Consider the following 17,705-nt stretch of genomic DNA (forward strand, 5'->3'; position numbering starts at 1 on the left):
CTTCACAGTCCCTGGCAGACGTTCTGCTGGCTGCTGTCGAGGAACGGCGCGAACGGGCAACCGACATAGCGCAGCCGGACCGATGCCCCGCCGACGGTGACGACGATCCGGTCCGCCCGGATCGCCGCCGGTGCGTTGCCGATCGAGCCGACGCGCACACCGGCATTGTTGGTACCTAGGAACGAGATCATGTCGTCCTGATCGATCCCGTCGCCCGAAACGCCGATGCCGCCCACCAGCACGTTGCCGCGATAGACCGGGACCGATCCGGGGAAGATCTGGGTGCCGTTCTGCAACCGGTTCTGCGATGGCGCGGCGTCAGGCAGCAGGGTGCAGCGCTGCGGCGTATCAGTGGCGCTGGCCCCGGTCACATATTGCAGATGCTGGCCCAGATTGGTCAGCACCAGCGCCGATTGCAGCCCGGTGGTGAACGGGTTCCACTGCGCGATCGGGCGCGATAGCGGGCCGGGTGGATTGCCCACCTGCCCGTCCGGGAAATAGGGCCGCGAAAGATTGCCGCCCGACCGGTCGGCAAAGGCGAACGTCCCGGTCAGCGCCGTGGGATCGCCCAGGAACGCGCGGACCTTGGCGACGAAGCCCTGCACATCGGCGCTGGGATCGGCGGTGAGATCGGCGGCGGCGTGGCTGCCCGAGAAGAAGGCGGCGGTGCGCGCCTTTTGCAGCGAAACGTCGGCCCCGAACACCGGCGCATCGGGCGAACGGACCATGCCCAGCACCGCGCCGCGCGTATCGACCAGCGATATCGTCACTTGCGCCCGGCTGTCGAGCGGCTGGCGGATCTGCGCGCGGGCGCGGGTCATCACCGCGAAGGCTTCTTCCAGCAGCGCGGTGGCTTCGGCCTGCGTCAGCGGCTGCGCCACGTCGGCAGCATCGGTGCCGGCGCGCAGTGGATAGCGATTGGCACCGCTGCCGTCCGTGAAGACGAAAGCGTCGCGATCCGCGAATTCCGATGCCTTGGCCGCGCGCACGCCCGACGCTTCCGCGCCATAGGCGGTCCCGGCGCGCAAGGCGGCGGTCTCGAAATAGCCGCGCACCGCCACCAGCGCGCCCAGCGCCGGCGCGGTCTGGGCCCAGGTCGCCCCGGTCACATCGAACAGGCTGGAATAGAGGCTGTCGGTATAGCGCAACTGCGTGCCGTCGACATAGATGCGGTCTGCCCGGATCGCCGCCGGTGCCTCGAAGCCGACAGTACCGGCCAGCGCGATACGCTCATCGTGGTCGGTATCGGTGTCCAGCACGTTGGGGTCGAAGCCGTAATCGCCGTCGGACAGCACGCCGATGCCGCCCACCAGGACGCCGCCGATATAGAGCGGGAATCCGCCCGGATCGGCGGCGAGGCCCAGCGGCGAACGCTTGGGCCCGATCAGCGCGCCCGCGCCGCCCGCCTGGAAGCGCTGCGAAAAGTCCGAACAGGGCAACTGGCTGAACTGAACCCCGAACAGCGGCCCGCTTTCCAGCCCCGCCGTGCTCGGCGCGGGCGGGAAGTGCTGCTGGACGATCATGCTGGCAGTGCGGCTGGAAAAGGCGTTGCCGCCGCTGGAAAGGTAGGCCCCGGTCACCGCCTTGGCGATGGCGGCCGCTTCGGCCGGGACGGTCAGCCCCTGGATATCGATGTTGTTGCCATCAGGCGCGTCGGGAATCTTCGCCCCGGCCGGCGCGCCGGTCATGCGGAACACCGCCAGCACGTTGCCGACGCGATCGACCACCGCGATCACTGCCGGGTGGCCGGATTGCCTGGCCTGCGCGGCGGCCTGCGCCACGATCTTGCCCACCTGATCGCCGGTCAGCGCGATCTGCGCGGGCGCGGAATAATCGTCCAGCGGGGTGGGCGTGGGGGTCGGCGTGGGGGAGGGGGTGGGCGTCCCGCCACCGCCGCCCGAACCCGAGCCGCCGCCCCCGCCGCCGCATGCGACGAGCGAAAGGATTGCCAGTGCGGCTACCGTCTGGCGCAGGAACTGCTTCATCAGCGCAGCGCTCCTACCGCGGCGGACGCCCGGCCCAGCGCGGCGCGGAAGGCATCGGGATCGTAGCGCTCCGGCGCGGAGACGGCATCGTAGGCCTTGTTGATCTGCGCCCGGATACCGGCGGCCGCGCCCAGCGTGACGCGCCCTTCGCGGACCAGCGCGTTCAGCAACGTGTCCACCGCCATCACCGCCTGCGCCGACCCGGCATAATCGGTAAAGCGCGGGGCGATCGCCTTGCCTGATATCGCCGCGATCACCTGAAAGGCGGTGTCCGGTCCATAGCTGCGCGCGGCAAGGCTGTCCGACAGCGCTCCGGCGGCGCTCGCCAGTGCCTGTGCGCCCGCCTGTGCCTGCGGCCGGCCTTTCGCCATCCCGGCATGAAAGGCGCGCGCGGCCCCATCGAACCGCGCCGCCTGCGCCGGGGCCAGGATCGCGGCCACGGCCGAAAGCATGATTATGTTCTCGTCGTTGAAAGGCGGGTTGCCGAACGGGATCGGGCGGCCCGGATTGACTTCGAAGGTCCGGCGGCGGGCCGGATCGTCGGTGATCGCACGGTGGCAGGAATGGCAGTCGAAGAAATAGAACTGCGGAAACAGCCCTTCGCTCGCCAGCCCCGGCTGCGCGAACAGCGTGGTTGCCCGGCGCACCGCTTCGGCCTGGCCCACCGCCCAAAGTTGCACGCTGTCCAGCCGCCCCTTGCGACGGGCATAGTCGGCATCGAGATCGTAATGCCCCTGCATCGCGGAGAACAGGTCAAGCTCGAACGAGACGCGCGGATGCCCGGCGGCCATCATCGCGTGGCTGACGAACTGGCCGGGCTTGTCCGAACCGAAGTGGCAATCAAGGCAGACCCGCGCGCGCACTTGCGGCCGGTCGAGCGGGATCATCCCGGCCGCCACATTGGCGGCGTGGCTGGCAGGCATGGCATAGTGGCTGGAAATCCAGCCCGATGCGGCACCGTGGCAGCTTTCGCACCCGACTCCGTCGGCGGCGAGGAACCGTCCGCCGCGCGCATCGCCCGGCGCATTGGTGGAATGGCAGCTCAGGCAGGCCGGAGCAGCCGATGCCGGCCCCAGCCCCAGCGCGGCGGCGATCCGCGCCCCGCGCGCGGTGGACAGGACAGCGGCGGCGCGGCTGTGCGCCCCGCTTGCGCTGGACGGGTCCTGCCAGATGCGCAGTTCGTCCTGGCGCACCACCCTGCCATCGCCTTCGCCCCGGCCGTGGCAGGTCGATCCGGCGCAGCTTGCCACGCCCTGATACGTCCCGGCGGCGACCGCATGCGGCAAGGCCACAGCCAGCAGCGCCGTCAGCACGGCGTGCCGCAGCGCGATGCCGAATTGTCCGAACCTGCCCCCCTGCGGTTGCCTCACCGGGCGCGTTCCCCCTCGCATCCTGTCCGCCCCTTCGGACATGTCTCTTCCCAGAGATCCTCGTTCCCTACGCTGGTCACCGGTTCGTCCACAAGCGGCAACTGCAGGTCCTGGCCGATCGGCTCTATATCGAACACGACGTTGGATGTGATGAAGGGCTGGGGCAGCCCGCCGGGGTCGAGCGGGCCGGTCAGGTCGGGCTTGCCCGGCGGCGGCACCACGATCGCGCGGCAGCTCTGGCCGATGATGCAGCCGTTGATGGTGGACAGGCGGTCGAACTGCCCGCCCGCCGCTGCCGCCACGCCGTTGATCGTGATCGTCGGCACCGTGTCGAGACCCGTCACCGCGGCGCCTGCCGCGTCGAAGGTCTGCCCGTTGATGACGATCCGGGTGGCGGGGCCGCCGGTGGTGATGGCCACCGAATCGGCGGAAAAGCCGCGCCGGTCGGCAAAGGCGGACGACGTGCCCAGGTTCTGGATATAGATCCCGTCGCCCACCGCAACCGTCAGGTTGCCCACGTCGATCGCGGTATCGCCGGGGGTGCCGGCGGGCGCATCGAGCAGGGTGTTGATCGCCGCCGTATCGGCTGCCGCGTCAAGCTGGCTCACGGTGTTGGCGGTCGCCACCACCAGCCGGTCGGCCGCGATGTCGAGCGTGCCGCCGCGCGCGCCGGTGCCGTCGGCCATGGTGATGGAGCCGGTCCCGGCGATCAGGTCCACCCGGTTGGCGGTAATCGCCAGGGTATCGCTCGCCCCGCTGGTCGCGGCGGTAACCGCGCCCGTCACGCGGACCAGACCGGGCGTGGTCACGGCGAAGGTGCCCCCGCTGCCAAGCTGCCCGCTGCCGCCATACGTCATGGCCAGGCTGTCCACCGTCACGGTTCCCGGAACGCCGGGGCTGACGATCGGCACCGCAAAGCCGATCCGCTGGTCCGCGAACACCCGGCCCAGTTCGGCGCTGTCGAGGTTGTAGACCCCCGCCGCCGGGGCTCCGCCGATGATCGCATCGCCGCCCATGTTGGCCAGCGCTACGCTGGCGGTGGTCCCGCGCACGCCCAGCGCCGCGCCCGTGGTGATGGCGATATCGCCCGACGCCGCGCTGATCTGCGCCCCCGATGCCAGGGCACCGAGCCGGAACGTGCCGCCCGCGGTCAGGTCGAGCGCCCCGGTGGCGACAAGATCGGCGTTGATCGCGATATCACCCCCGGCGACGAGGGTGATGCTGCCGCCCTGTGCCGTGGCGTTCGTGGTGATGGCGTTGCCCGCCGTCATCGTCAGCACCGCCGGGTCGATCGCCGCATTCGTGACGATCGAGTTCCCGGCATTCAGGGCGATCAGGCTGATGCCGTTGAGCGGCCCGTTCGTGGTCAGATCGGTGCCGGCGGTGAGGCGGATGGTGTCCGCCGCGATTGCCCCTCCGGAGGTGACGGCGGCGTTCTGCGATGTCAGGTCAACCGTGGTGGCGGCGGTGACCGCCCCGGTCGTCAGCGCGTCCTGCGCGGTGGCGGACACCGCACTGCCGTTGATCGCGCCTGAAGCCGCCAGCGAGCCAGTGCGGCTGACCAGCGTCACCGCCCCGGTCGCATCGGCGGTGGCCAGCACCAGGTTGCCGCCGCTGTCGATCGACAGGTCGCCTCCGGTGGCATCGGCATCGGCGAAGGCCAGCGGCCCGGTCGAGGTCAGCGAGACCGACTGGCCGCTGACGGTGATGAGCCCGGTCGATTGCAGATCGTCGATCCGGATCGGCCCGCCACTGGCGATAAGGCCGGTGGTCCCGCTCGACGATAGCGTGGTCACATCGATGCCCAGCGGCGCGGTGATCGCGACGTTGCCGCCGCCGCTGGTCAGGGTGCCGGCGGTCAGCGCCCCGGTCTGCGATGTGATCGTCAGCCCGGTCAGCGCCCCGGCGCTGTTCAGGCTGATCGCCCCGAAACCCGTCACGTCGATGGTCTGGATCGCGGTGAGACCGCCCGAAACCGACACGCCGCCGCCGGTCGAAGTGATGCCGAGCGCCCCGTCAGACACCGCTGAGGTCAGCGTGATCGCCTGCTGCCCGGTCAGGGTCATGCCGTTGCCGCCCTGGAACGCCCCGCTGCGCAAGGTCCCGCCGGCCGTGATGCCGCCGGTGCCGCCGTCGATCGCGAGCACGCCGCCCGCTTGCGCCCCGGCCAGGGTCACGCCGTTGCCGCCGTTGATCGTCAGGTTGGTCCGGCTGTTGAGCTGGCCGGTGGCGGTGATCGTGCCCGCCGTGGTGGTCAGGTTCAGCGCGGCATCGGAGGTGGCGGTGGTCAGGGCGATGTCCTGCTGGGCGGTCAGCGCCAGCGCGCCGCCGTTGCCGGTTCCCAGCCCGCCGGTGGCGCGGATGCTGCCCGCGCTGGAGGTGATCGTCAGCGCATTGGCCGAGGTCGCCCCGGTCAGCAGCACGTCCTGCGCGCTGGTGATGACCGTCGCCGTCTGCCCCCCCAGCGCGCCGGTGGCGGTAACGCCGCCGGTCTGGGCGGTCACGTCCAGCCTGCCGCCGGCCGTGACTTGTGCTAGGGCAACCGCGCCGCCGGCTACTACCGAGGTATCGCCGGTCGTGGAGACGAGCCCGCTCGCCCGGACATCGCCGGTCGTCGATGCAAGCTGGGCACCGCCGCCCGCCAGCAGCCTGCCGACGGAAACGGTGGTATTGCCGGCCAGCACGGTATCGCCGCCGCTGCCCAGATCGCCGGTGGCGGTGATCCCGGCCCGGCGCGAGGTTATCGTGAGGTTGCCGTTGTTGCTGCCGAACGTGCTGTTGCCGGCCAGCGCCAGATCGGCCTGCCCGGTCACGTCCAGCGTAACATTCCCGTCGGCGCTGACCGCAGCGACCGCGCCGCGCACCCGCAGGCCCTGGCCGTCCGCCCGCGCGACATCGCCCCGGGCGGTCCCGGTCAGCGTGCCGAGGACGGTCAGCGCGCCGCCGCTGACGGAATTCTCGCTGCCCAGTTCGATGAACCCGGCGGTGGCAAGCGGCAGGACCCCCGGCGTTGCGCCGGCTATGCCGCTGGCGTCCAGCGTCACATTGCCGCTGAGGAACAACTGGCCGCCCGGTGCCACAAGCGCCGTAACGCCGCCCACGCCTTGGCCACCCGATGCGGTGGCTGCCGTGTTGTCGCCACCCTGGCCGTTGGCACTGATGGCAACCGCGCCGCCGCTCAGGCTGCCGTTGCCGCGCGTGCGCAAGGTGGCCGAGCCGCCGGTGCCGCGCCCGCCGAACCCGGTCGCGCCGATGGCATCGCCGCCGCTGCCGTCGGCTTGAAGCGTGAGCGCACCCACGGTCGGGACGACCAGGGCGTTGCCCGAAACGTCGAACAGGACCGTGCCGCCAGTGCCGTCGCCGCCGATGCCCAGCGTGCTGTTGCCCGCGACGCCTTGCGCCGAGAGGGTAAGCGGGGTGTCGATGAACAGGGTGCCGCCGCTCGCCAGCAGGCTGGCGCTGCCGCCGTTGGCATTGCCGCTGGTTGCCAGTTCCGCCGGATCGATCGCGGCGCTGAAACCGCCGGCATCGATCACGAAGGGCAGGTTGGAAAGCGTCGCGCTACCGCCGGCCTGGCTGAACACGGCGGTGCCTCCGGTGCCATTGCCCGCCACCACGCCGCCCTTGCCGCCACCGCCGGTTCCGGTGGCAAGGATGCCCAGGCCGCCGGTTGCGGTGAAAGTGCCGCCGTTCATCACCAGCGATGCCGAACCGCCGGTGCCGTCGCCTGCGGTGGTCCCGCTGCCCGCAGCCAGCGCGCCCGGGCCGCCGGTGCCGGTGGCGCTGATGGTGGCGGGAACGCCGAGGACGGTGACGTTGCCGCTGTCTATCTGGAGCAGGGCTATGCCGCCCTGTGCGCCATTGGCGAAGCCGTCGGTCACGGTGCGGAACTGCCCGTCGATGAAAGTGCTGATCCCGCCGGTGCCGCGCGCGTCGATCAGCAGCGCCTCGAAGCCGCTCGGGCTAAAGGCCAGGGTCGGATCGACCAGCAGGCCACCGTTGTTGAGCACCCTGACGCTGGCCGTGCCGCCGGTCGCCTTGCCCGCGCCGGAAATGCCGCCGATCGCGTTGGCATAGGCTAGCACGGCGAGGTTGGGCACGCTTATCCCGCCGTTGTCGAGGGTAAGGGTCGCGGTGCCGCCGTTCATGTCCGGCGTGAACTCCGGGTCGGAAGAGAGCGCGTCGATCTGGAAATCGGCGCTGGCGGAAACGACGAGCGCGCCGGCGGCGCTGATCGAGCCGCCATTGCGGACGCTTACCGCGGCGGACCCGGCGGTCGCGGTGCCGGCACCGGCAAAGCCGAACGTGCCGATCGCGTCAGCGGTGACATTGGCACCAAGGTTCACCGTCAGGGCGGCGCCATCGACGTTGAGCTGCGCGCCAGCTATCGCGTCACCCGTCGCGCTGCCGCCGGTCGCGCCGACATCGGTGCCGCTCCCGGCCAGACTGTTGGCGTTGACCGACAGGAACGACCAGCTCTGGTCGGTGCCGGTGATGTTGACGACGGCCGAACCGCCGAAGCCGCTGCCCGCCTGGCCAGCGGAAGAGCTTGCGCCGAAGCCCACCGCCGTCAGGCTGACGTTATCGAAATCGAGCGTCCCGTTATTGGCGGTCAGGCTCACCGCGCCGCCAATGCCGTCGCCCGCCTGGGCAAGGCTGCCGCCCCCCGCTCCGTTGGCGTTGAGATCGAGGTTCAGGAACGAGGCCGTGTCCGCGCCGATCGTGCCGCCGCCGCTGGCCGTCGCCGAAATCGTGCCCCCGCGTCCGGTGCCGCCCAGATCATCCCCGCCGCCGGCCGAGCCGTTGGCGATGACGCTGATGGAGTTGGTGAGGAGCGCGCCGCCGTTCGCGGCCAGGGTGATGCCGCCCCCGGTTCCGTCGCCTCCGGTCCCGCCGCTGCTGCCGCCGCCGGGGATGTCGCCGCCGATGCCTTCGGCGACGACGTTGAGCGCGCCGACCGTCACCGCGCCGCCGACCGTCATGTCGATCGTGCCGCCGGTGCCGTTGCCGCCGACGAACCCGTCAGTCGCCCCAAACCCGCTGGCGAAGGCATCTAGCTGGAAGGCGGTGAAGGTGCCGTTGGGCACGTTGACGGTGATCGAACCGCCGGTTCCGTTGGGTGAACTGGCTATGCCGGTGTTGGCGTTGCCGGAAACATCCATCCGCACGATGCCGGCGGAGTCGAAAGTGCCGCCATTGTCGATGGAGGCGGTGATCGCGCCGCCGACATCGGCATATCCGGCGTGAACGTCGAGCGCGTAGCGGGTGCCGGCGGGCGGGAATCCGATGTCGGCCGGAACGCCATCGGTGGCCAGCGCCTGGATCGTCCCGCCTGATGTCATGTCGAGCGCGACGCTCTGGATCGCGTCGAGCGAGGCGAACCATTCGAACAGGGTGAGGTCGGTCGGCGCGACGGTGATGGTGCCCGTCGCCCGTGCAGACAACGCCGAAGTGAAATCGACATCGCCGATCGAGATGCCGGCGGGGTTGGTGAACGGATCGCTGGCTCCGTCGTAGCCGAGCCCGTGTCCGGCGGCGAGGATGACGGCGGTGCCGTCGTTGCTGGCGGTCGAGGCATAGCCGACGGTGCCGCCCAGCAGCATCGTCAACCCGTCGTTCTTGGGCACCGCCACCATGGAGATGACGCGCTGCTCGCCCGCTGCCAGCGGGGCGGGGCCGGTGGTCGATCCGGTGTGGGTCACGCCGTGCGAATCGTTCGTCCCGGCGGTCACGGCGATGTCGAACAGCCCGGCGTTCATGGTGATGTCGACCACTTCGGCGGCGACATAGGCCACCGGCCCTTCGGCGCTGACGGTGCCCGCCTGCGTGACGCGCGGGGCGACCAGCGCGACATAGGCCGGGGTCTGCGCCTGCGGATTGGCCAGCGCGGTGATCGAGCCGTTGACGGTGACCGGAGCCAGGTTCCCCAGCGGGCCGGCAAAGCGGATCTGGCCGGCGGGGCCATAGAGGCCACCGGTGGTGTCGATCGGGTTGGTCGTCAGCACCAGCCCGCCGACATTGAAGCTGCCGGTCGCGCCGACGATGATGCCGTTGGGCGAATAGAACCAGACGTTGCCGCCAGTGGCCCCGAACAGCGTGGAATTGACCGTGCCGTCGAACTCCACCGAGGCGTTGATCGCGGTCCCGGCAGCATTGGTCGGGGTGATCCGGTTCAGCACGGTATAGTTCGAGATCGGGGCCGAGACGCCGGTCTGGAACGTGGCGGTGGTCCCGGCGGTCTGGAACACCACGTTGCTGCCCGATCCGGCCACCGCCCAGTCGATAATCGCTTCGGAGCTGTTGACGAACACATCGGTCGTCCCCGCCCCGTTGACGATGCTGGCGCTGCCCGAACTGACGGTGCCGGTGCCCTGGAACGACTGCGCCCGCGCGGGCGCGGCAAGGCTCAGCGCCAGCGTGAGCGCGGCCAGGCTGGCTCCGGTCAGCCCGGACCGGGTAAGGCGGCGGGCGGAGGGAAGAACGATCTGGGTCATGACGGGTCCCACGGCAGCAGCCGCGCCTTTACAGTGAACAGGATGCGCAAATCGCCGCGCTCGGGTTGCAGCGGCGCGCGCTTGAGCGGGGCGGCCAGCATCAGGCTGGCGTCGATGCGATCCTCCCAGCGCGCGCGCAGGCCGCCGCCGGCGCTGAACAGGCTCTGCGGACCACCGCTGCCGTCGTCGCGGTTCCACACCCAGGCGGCATCGAAGAAGGCGAAAGGCTGGAACTGGAACGTCTGCCCGCCTTGCGAAAGCTTGCCCACCCGCACCTCGAAAGAGGAGCCGACGCCGCTGTCGCCCAGCAGCGCACCCGGATCGTAACCGCGCCCGACCGTGTAGTTGCCCACGCTGAAGCCTTCGTAGGACAGCAGCGCATCGGTCGCATACTGGATGCGCGGCGCGGCGGCGAGGGTGATGCCCGGCGTCGGCCGGTACTCGGCATTGGCCTGCGCGCGCACCACGAAGGCGGCGGGATCGGCGGCGAGGTCGCTGATCGGTACGTGCGGCGCGGTGCAATCGGTGATCGGGGAGCAATCATCGCTCGCCCCCAGCGCTGAAAGTCCCTTGCGCAGTTCCACCAGCCCGCCCAGCCGCCAGCGCGGCTCGGCCAGAGAATAGCCGCCGCGTCCGGTCAGGCTGCCCGCGTCCACCGTATCGACCGACAGCCGGGCATAAAGCACCCGCAGCTTGTCGCGCGAAAGGGCAAGGTTGCCGAAGTCTACGTCCTGATCGACCAGTTCCAGCCCGATCTGCGCCGCCGCGCTCAGCGCCCGGCGGCGCACCAGCGGATAGGACAGGTGCAGGTCGCCGGCCAGCGTCTCGGTGTGGAACGGACCCGCCCCGGCCGGGTCGCTCTTGCCCCACAGCACGCTGGCACCGATCCGCAGGCCGCTGCCGCCCAAGCCCATCTCGTGCGCTGCCTGCAGCACCCACTGCTCGTTGAAATCGAGCGTGGAATAGCCGCTGATCGTGGTCCGGTCGGCCAGACCCGTCATTTCGTTGAGGGCAAGCTGGACGAATGCCCCCTCGCGGCCGGTGGCTTTCGAGGCGAGGTTCTGGATGCCCGCCGCCAGTTCGATCGGCTGGCGTTCCACCAGCAGGTCGCCCACCACTTCGCCGGGCCGCCCGGCCACCGGCTTGAGCGTCAGGCGCACTTGGGTGCCGGGCATGTCGCCCAGCAGCAGCAACTGGCGTTCCGCCACGCGGGTGTTGAAGAACGGCTGGCCGGTCAGCCGCGCCAGATGATCGGCGATCGTCCGTTCGGCCGGGCCGGCGTCGCCGCGCACCTGCACTTCGACCAGCTTGGCGATCATCACGTCGATCCGCACGGTGCCGTTCTTTTCGATCCGCTGCGGCGGGATCTGGACGGCGGCCAGATAGCCGGCGGCGTTCAGCGCCGTCGCCGCGCGGTCGCGCACCTCGCACAGCGCCGCCACCGGCAGGTCCTGTCCGGCCTTGTCCCGCCAGGTATCGGCCAGGAACGACAGGTCGAGCCCCGCCGGCCCGGCGAATTCCACTTGCGCGAACGTCACGCGGGTCTGGGCAAAGGCGGGGTCGGCCAGCGGGCAGGGGCCGCGATCGAAATTGCCCTCGATACGCACGCGTGCCGCGCGCGACGGGGCCGGGGCGGCAAGGCGGCTCTGGTCCAGTTCCTCGCGCGTTTGCGGCAGCGGTGCGGGAGCGGTCTGCGCCAGCGCCGGGGTCGCGCCGATGAGCGTCGCCGATGCGGCGCACCCGCCCAGCAGCAGGACGGTCGCGGCCTTCGTCCAAAGCCCGCGCAGGACCGGTGCCCCTGTCCGGCCGGTCATTGCGCTTGGTGTGGCACTCATCGAACTTCCCCCTTTTGCCGGCTATCCCCTCCGGCGCGTGTCGTCTTCGTATTCGTCCGGCAGGCTCAGCCCGAAGGTAGCGCCAGCGTCTGCGTCATCACCGCCAACTGGCCCGTGCAGCCCCGCTCCAGCAGCGCCGCGCCGAGATCCTCCATGTCGAAGGGGGTGCCATCAGGCCCGCGCGCGGGCAGCAGCGCAAATGTCACGGTCACCGCCTCGGCATTGCCGGTGCCGCGGATTGCATAGGATGATCCATCGCGCAGCGGGGCCCCCGGCGCGTCCCATGGTGCGATCATCGACTGGTCGGAAAAGGCGATCGTGCCCGATGCCAGCCCGGACGCGCTGACCAGCCGATAGGTCGCCGCACCGTCCTTGGCCGGCCGCCACGCGCGCACGTTCGCCAGGCTGGTCAGGCAGATCGTGCCCGGTGCCGTCACATCGACATACCACAGGTTCGGGCGCAGCGGCTTGCCGTCGGGGCCTTCGCCGCGCACTGCGCCGGTTCGCACTCGCGTGGCGCTGCGCTGCGTCGTCAGCGCGGCGAATGTGGCCCCGCGATTGACGCCCGAAGTCGAGCCTACCTTGTACGTGCCGGCACCCTTGAGGACGCGGGTGCCGTTCTTGTCGAGCACGGTCACGCTGTCGGCGGCCTGGAGGGTGATGGTGGCCTCGTCCGGCAGCTTGGTGCCCGGCGGATAGGATTTGGCCGAAGGACCGCTGGCGGCGACGACGATGGCGGCCTGCGCGGCCAGCGGGAGCAGCAGGGCGGCCCCGGCGGCGCAGGCGGCCAGAAGACGGCGGGCGGTGAAACGGGGCGAGCTGGATGCGTTATGCCAGGACATAGGCCTTGGTCCCTTCGAGTGTGCCGGTTCGTTCGGCAAGTTTCGCAAGCGCGCGGTCATCGGGATGACGTTGCGCCAGGCCTTCTATCTGCGCCAGTGCGCCGGCGGTGTCTGTGGCGATCCGCACAACCGCTGCGTTCAGCGCGGCGCGATCGGCTTCGGGAAAATCGGGTGCGGGCTCGAACACCTCTACCGGCCGGGAGCGTCCGCGCAGCACCACGCTGCCCAGCGGCCGCCACCAGTCCAGCCCCGAACGCTCGACGAACTCGCGGCTGGCGATGACCGAAGTGCCGAGCGCCTTGTTGGCCGCTTCGAGCCGCGCGGCGGTGTTCATCGCATCGCCCAGCGCGGTGTACTGGATACGCCGTTCACCGCCGAAGTTGCCCACCACCGCCTCGCCGAAGTGCTGGCCGACACGGGTCCGGCCCACCGGCGGCAGCGCCGGATCGATCGACTGGCGGAACGCTTCGCCCGCCTGCCACATCGCGTGTCCGGCCAGCGCGGCGTTGCGGCCATCGTCCGGCCTGGCGATCGGCGCGCCCCAAAACGCCACCACCGCATCGCCGACATACTTGTCGATCACGCCGCCATATTCGAGGACCACGCTGCTGAGGCGATCGAGATAGTCGTTCAGCAGGCGCGCGACGACTTCCGGCTCCAACTGGTGCGAAAGCTGGGTGAACCCCTCCAGATCGCTGAACAGGATATAGAGTTCGCGCTTCGCCCCGGAGAGCGTGAGCTTTTCCGGATTGTCGATGATTTCCTGCGCGATGTCGCGTGGCAGGTATTTGCCCAGCGCGTCCTGCGCGAACCGGCGCTCCACCGCGCCCGATGCTCGCACCGCGCCGGATACGGCGATGAAGGCCAGCAGCCAGCCGCCCAGCCAGCCGAACGCCGGCGTGCCATAGGTATCGACATCGCGGCTTTCGAGCAGGAACGGCAGCCCGCCGATCGCCAGCAACTGGACGATCAGCAACGGGGCCATCTTCCACGGCTTGAGGTCGATCAGCGCCGTGAATGCAGCCGCGCCGACCACCAGCAGCGCCACCACCAACCGCTGCCAGCCCAGCACCGGGCTCTTGCGCGCGCCGTCGAGCATCTGGGCGATAGTCTCCGCATGCACCTCGATGCCGGGCACCGTGGCCCCGGTATAGCCGGTGAGCGCGGTGGTGACCTGGTCGGTATCGATGATCTGGCCACCGATCAGCACGTAGCGGCCGGCCACCTGCGCTGAAAGCGCGGTAGTCATATCGGCATCGGCACCGGCCGGCGCGGCGAACAGGTCGATCGGGATGGACGAGAACACCGGCGCATCGCTGGCCGCGCGGCGGTAGCGGATCGAGCCCGTGTAGCCCGCAAAGGCGCGCTCCTCCCCTTGGCCTGCCGCCGCGATCATCGCCCGGCCCAGCAGCGGCGGCAGGCCCGGCTCGATGCTCGGCCACACGCGCGTCGCCCCCTGATAGTTGCTGAGGCGGATGCTGGCCGGGTGGACGTTGGTGCCCTCCACCCGCTTCATGAACGCGCGCAGGTATTCCTGCTGTTCGTAATTGATGTCGTCCTTGTTGGTGGCAAGGTCGGCATAGGCGACGAAGGTCGGCGTTTTCATCGCACGCAGCGCCGCGATCAGGTCCTCGTCCTCGTCCTGCGGCTGGTCGAACAGGATATCGATGCCGATCGCCTTGGCCCCCATGCCGTCAAGCCTGCGCAGCGATCGCGCCAGCAGCGCCCGGTCCAGCGGCGATCGCTTGCGCACGTTGCGCAGCGTCTGGTCGGTATAGGCGACGATCTGGATGCGCGGGTCCTGTTCCACCTGCGGGGCCATCACGAAGGCGCGCAGATCGTACAGCGAATCCTCGGCGTCACCGATCACCGGCACGTTCCAACTGAACAGGATCAGCAGCAGCGCCGAAACCAGCAGCATGCCTGATACCGCCAGTTGCCGCGCCGATGCCGCCCGCACATTGCGCCACCCCTTGCGTACCAGCCGCCGCAGCGGCGGCGGCGCGGCCGGGGTGGGGGGAGGGGCGGGGGCGGGCATCGGGCGTGCCGTTCAGCGCGCCGGGGCCGGGCGGGCGGCATCACCGACGATGGCGAAGCCGGCCCAGTAATACGGGTGGCTGGTTTCGGGATCGTCCATCAGCTTGCGCTGCGCCGCCATCAGCGCGCCGCCGATCGAAGTGCCGTGTGCCTGGTAGAACCCCTGGAACAGCCGCCGGGTGGCGTTGTAATCGTCCGGCGCGGGCCAGTGGCTGGCGATGACCTGGCGGCCGCCGGCGGCGATGAAGGCGCGGACCAGCCCGTCCAGCGCCTGATCGCTGCCGGTCGATAGCCCGGCCTCCTGCGTCGCCACGAATCCGGCCCCGCTGGCGGTATCGCAGGCGGACAGCACCACCAGATCGGCATCGAGGCGCAGGTCGAAGATTTCGCCGAACGACAGCAGGCCGTCAGACCCCGCGCCGCCGAACGAGGTCAGCAGGGCAGGGCGGGCGGGGCAGCCGCTGTGGGGCGCGGTGACGAGGCCGTGCGTGGCGAAGTGGACCACGCGGAACCCGTCCAGATCGCCGCGCGCCTTGATCGCGTTGTCGGTGAAGCCGGCACCGGTCACCAGTTCCGCCGCTCCGGCCGGAAAGGTATGGGCGGCGTCCTTCAGTTCGGCGTCCGAGATCGGCCGGTTCCACGCCGAAAGCGGCCACTGGCAATCGGCATCGGGCGCGGCCGGATCGGCCGAGCGGATCGATTGCGCCTTGTCGAGCGGGCCGACCGCAAGGTTGTCGCCCAGCCCCAGATAGCCGCGCCGCGCGGTGGAGGCGGGGGCCTTGCGGGCATCGCGAAAACTGGCGGCGGACAGCGCGGTGCTCACCTGCGTGGTCCGGCCCAGCCAGCGGATGCCGGTGAAATCGTACTCGTCGCCGCCGTCCGCAACCCGCGCGTGATAGGCGGCAACGCCCTTGGCATCATCGGTCAGCAGGTTGATCGGCAGCTTGAGCATCGCCCCGCCCGGTTCGACCACGAGGTGGCTGAGCCCGTCTATCTCGGCCCGCGCCGGGCCGAGCAGCGCCTGATCGAGCGCTACCGCGCTGTCTACATCGAACGGATAGGTCGATTGCACCCCGCCGATCGACAGCGAGATACTGTCGCGCAGGGTGTTGACCGCCTGATCGATCGCCGCGCCCGACAGGCCGATCTTCCACGCCCGCGCGGTCTGCCGGTCAAGATAGACCGCATAAGCCGCGCCGCCCGCGTCCAGCAGCTTGAGATAGCCTTCGCCCGCCGTCAGCGCCGCCTGCAGGTCAGCCAGCGGCACCGTGCGGCTGGCGACCGCGCGGTAGCGGGGATAGGCGGAAAGCCTGGCCATCAGCGCCACTTGCGCCTGGGCAAGCTGGTCCTGCTGGGCGCGCAAGGTGGCGATCTGCGCGGCGACGGACGCGCCGCCATCGGGCGCGGCGGAAAGCCGGGCGATGTCGATCCGGCTGCGCTCCAGCGCGCGGGCGATGCCTTGCGAATCGCGATACAGCGCCGCCGCTTCGTCCGAACCACCCTCCAACTGGCGCGACAGTTGCGCCAGGCTGTCGGCCGCTGCCGGGCTTTCCAGCAATTGCGCCGCCTCGAACAGCGCGGCGACGGCGGCGGTGTCCTGCGTGCCTTGCCCGTCCGGCCCTGCCAGCAGGTCGAAATAGGGGCGCATCAGGTTTTCCATGCCGACCAGCACGCCCTGCCGCGCGGTCACATCGTTCACCAGCGCGCGGTAGATCGTCAGCGCTTCGGGCTGCTGGCCGCGCCGGGCCAGGAACCCGGCCAGCCGCGCCCGGGCCACGTTGACCGATGTGCTGTCGGGATAACCCTGCTGCACCATCGCCAGCGCATCGCGCAGATGACCTTCGGCCGCACCGTTCTGGCCCAGCGATTCCTCGCTCAGTGCCTGTTCGGACAGGATCTGCGCGCGCAGCCGGGTGATCGAAACCACGCGGCCGTCCTGCACCGCCATGGCATCGCCATAGGCCCCGGCCAGCGTATCGCGCGCCTTGGCGTAATCGCCCTGAAGCCGCCGCACGGTGCCGCGCAACTGCCGCGCCTGCGCATCGATCAGCGTGGCGCGGTCCTGCGGCGAAAGCCGGGTCGGCTGGCCCAGCAGCGCCGACATCGGCGTGTTGGGCGTGCTGTTGAGCCCGCGCGCCGTGGTCCCGTCGATCCGCACCGAGCCATCAGGCGCGGCCGGCGACACGAACGGCGGCACCGGCCGCGCCAAGATGACCAGCGCTTCGTCGAGGTTGCCGCGATTGATGGCGTCGATCGCGGCATAGTTGCGCGCCAGCCGCGCCTGCACCGGGTCCATCAGGTGCATCGCCCCGGCTTCGTCGAACAGCCGCCGCGCCTGCGCATAGGCACCCAGGTTCGATTGCTGCAGCGCGCGGTTGACCAGCGCCTCGTGGCGCACGGCATCGCGCAGGGACGCATCGGAATCGGGATCGCCGGCGGTCACGGTATCGTCGAACAAGGTGGGCGCGGTGGCGAAGAATTCGGCCGCTTCGGCATAAGCGCCGGCATTGTTGCCGCGATAGCCCTGGCCCAGCAGCGTGCCGGCATCCCCCTGCCGCGCGCGCGCCTTCACCAGGCTCATCGATTCGCCGGCCCCCAGATTGGCGATGCCGACGCTGCCGGCGATCAGCCGGTCCTGCTCGAGCGAGGCGAGCGCGAGGCGCAGCGCCGCGTCATAGGCGGCCAGCCCTTCGACGATCACCATCCCGTGCGCGGTGCGGCGCGCATAGACCCGCCACGCCAGCCCCGATCGCGCGGCGGTGCAGGTCAGGCCCTCTGCCGAGAGCGCGGCGGCGGCATCGCCGCAGGCGAGCGGTTCGGCCCGCAACGCCGCCACCCGGTCCAGCGCGGTATCGGCCCCGCGCAGGGCATAAGCGGCCCCCACCGGCAGCGCGACATCCGCGCACAGGATCGACCACTTGCGTTCGAAAACTGAGTTGCGCGCCTGCCCCAGCGGCGTCCCTTGCGCATGGCATCCCGGCCCTTGCGTGCCGATGGCGAAGTCTGCCGCGATCGATGGTCTGGTGTCGGGTGCCGCCCAGCCGGCTCCCGATTGACCGGCAAGCGCGGCGCTTGCCACCATTGCCGCCAGCTTGATGATCCCGCGCACAACGTCATCCTTCCCTGAGACGCTGTGGGAGCG

At 70.4% G+C, this 17,705-nt stretch carries 7 protein-coding genes; all 7 read right to left on the reverse strand.

Features of this window, described 5'->3' with window-relative positions; translation table 11 throughout:
* Nucleotides 1-2 precede the first annotated feature (2 nt).
* A complete protein-coding gene (locus IE122_RS15900) occupies nucleotides 3-1,985 on the reverse strand; it encodes a heme-binding protein (RefSeq protein WP_189622241.1) in 1,983 nt (660 codons plus the stop codon).
* Complete coding sequence (locus IE122_RS15905) at nucleotides 1,985-3,355, reverse strand: multiheme c-type cytochrome (protein ID WP_373299147.1); 1,371 nt, start codon at nucleotides 3,353-3,355, stop codon at nucleotides 1,985-1,987. Before IE122_RS15905 ends, IE122_RS15900 begins: the two co-directional genes overlap by 1 nt.
* Nucleotides 3,352-9,849, reverse strand: a complete 6,498-nt coding sequence (locus IE122_RS15910; RefSeq protein WP_189622243.1) for a hypothetical protein — start codon at nucleotides 9,847-9,849, stop codon at nucleotides 3,352-3,354. Before IE122_RS15910 ends, IE122_RS15905 begins: the two co-directional genes overlap by 4 nt.
* Nucleotides 9,846-11,684: a ShlB/FhaC/HecB family hemolysin secretion/activation protein gene (locus IE122_RS15915; RefSeq protein WP_229814274.1), complete on the reverse strand. Its 1,839-nt coding sequence runs from the start codon at nucleotides 11,682-11,684 to the stop codon at nucleotides 9,846-9,848. The genes IE122_RS15910 and IE122_RS15915 overlap by 4 nt, the downstream gene beginning before the upstream one ends.
* Nucleotides 11,685-11,749: 65 nt before the next feature.
* Nucleotides 11,750-12,526, reverse strand: coding sequence for a hypothetical protein (locus IE122_RS15920; protein ID WP_189622244.1), 777 nt, complete (start codon nucleotides 12,524-12,526; stop codon nucleotides 11,750-11,752).
* Nucleotides 12,513-14,564, reverse strand: coding sequence for an adenylate/guanylate cyclase domain-containing protein (locus tag IE122_RS15925; RefSeq protein ID WP_189622245.1), 2,052 nt, complete (start codon nucleotides 14,562-14,564; stop codon nucleotides 12,513-12,515). Before IE122_RS15925 ends, IE122_RS15920 begins: the two co-directional genes overlap by 14 nt.
* Nucleotides 14,565-14,576: 12 nt before the next feature.
* On the reverse strand, nucleotides 14,577-17,672 hold the full coding sequence (locus IE122_RS15930) for a CHAT domain-containing protein (protein ID WP_229814276.1): 3,096 nt from the start codon (nucleotides 17,670-17,672) through the stop codon (nucleotides 14,577-14,579).
* Nucleotides 17,673-17,705 lie beyond the last annotated feature (33 nt).

Source organism: Novosphingobium colocasiae, from assembly GCF_014652555.1.
Lineage (GTDB): Bacteria > Pseudomonadota > Alphaproteobacteria > Sphingomonadales > Sphingomonadaceae > Novosphingobium > Novosphingobium colocasiae.

Coding starts and splice junctions, on each gene's coding strand:
- IE122_RS15900 (WP_189622241.1), bottom strand. CDS start 1,985: ATGAAGCAGTTCCTGCGCCAGACGGTAGCCGCACTGGCAATCCTTTCG.
- IE122_RS15910 (WP_189622243.1), bottom strand. CDS start 9,849: ATGACCCAGATCGTTCTTCCCTCCGCCCGCCGCCTTACCCGGTCCGGG.
- IE122_RS15925 (WP_189622245.1), bottom strand. CDS start 14,564: ATGCCCGCCCCCGCCCCTCCCCCCACCCCGGCCGCGCCGCCGCCGCTG.
- IE122_RS15915 (WP_229814274.1), bottom strand. CDS start 11,684: ATGAGTGCCACACCAAGCGCAATGACCGGCCGGACAGGGGCACCGGTC.
- IE122_RS15920 (WP_189622244.1), bottom strand. CDS start 12,526: ATGTCCTGGCATAACGCATCCAGCTCGCCCCGTTTCACCGCCCGCCGT.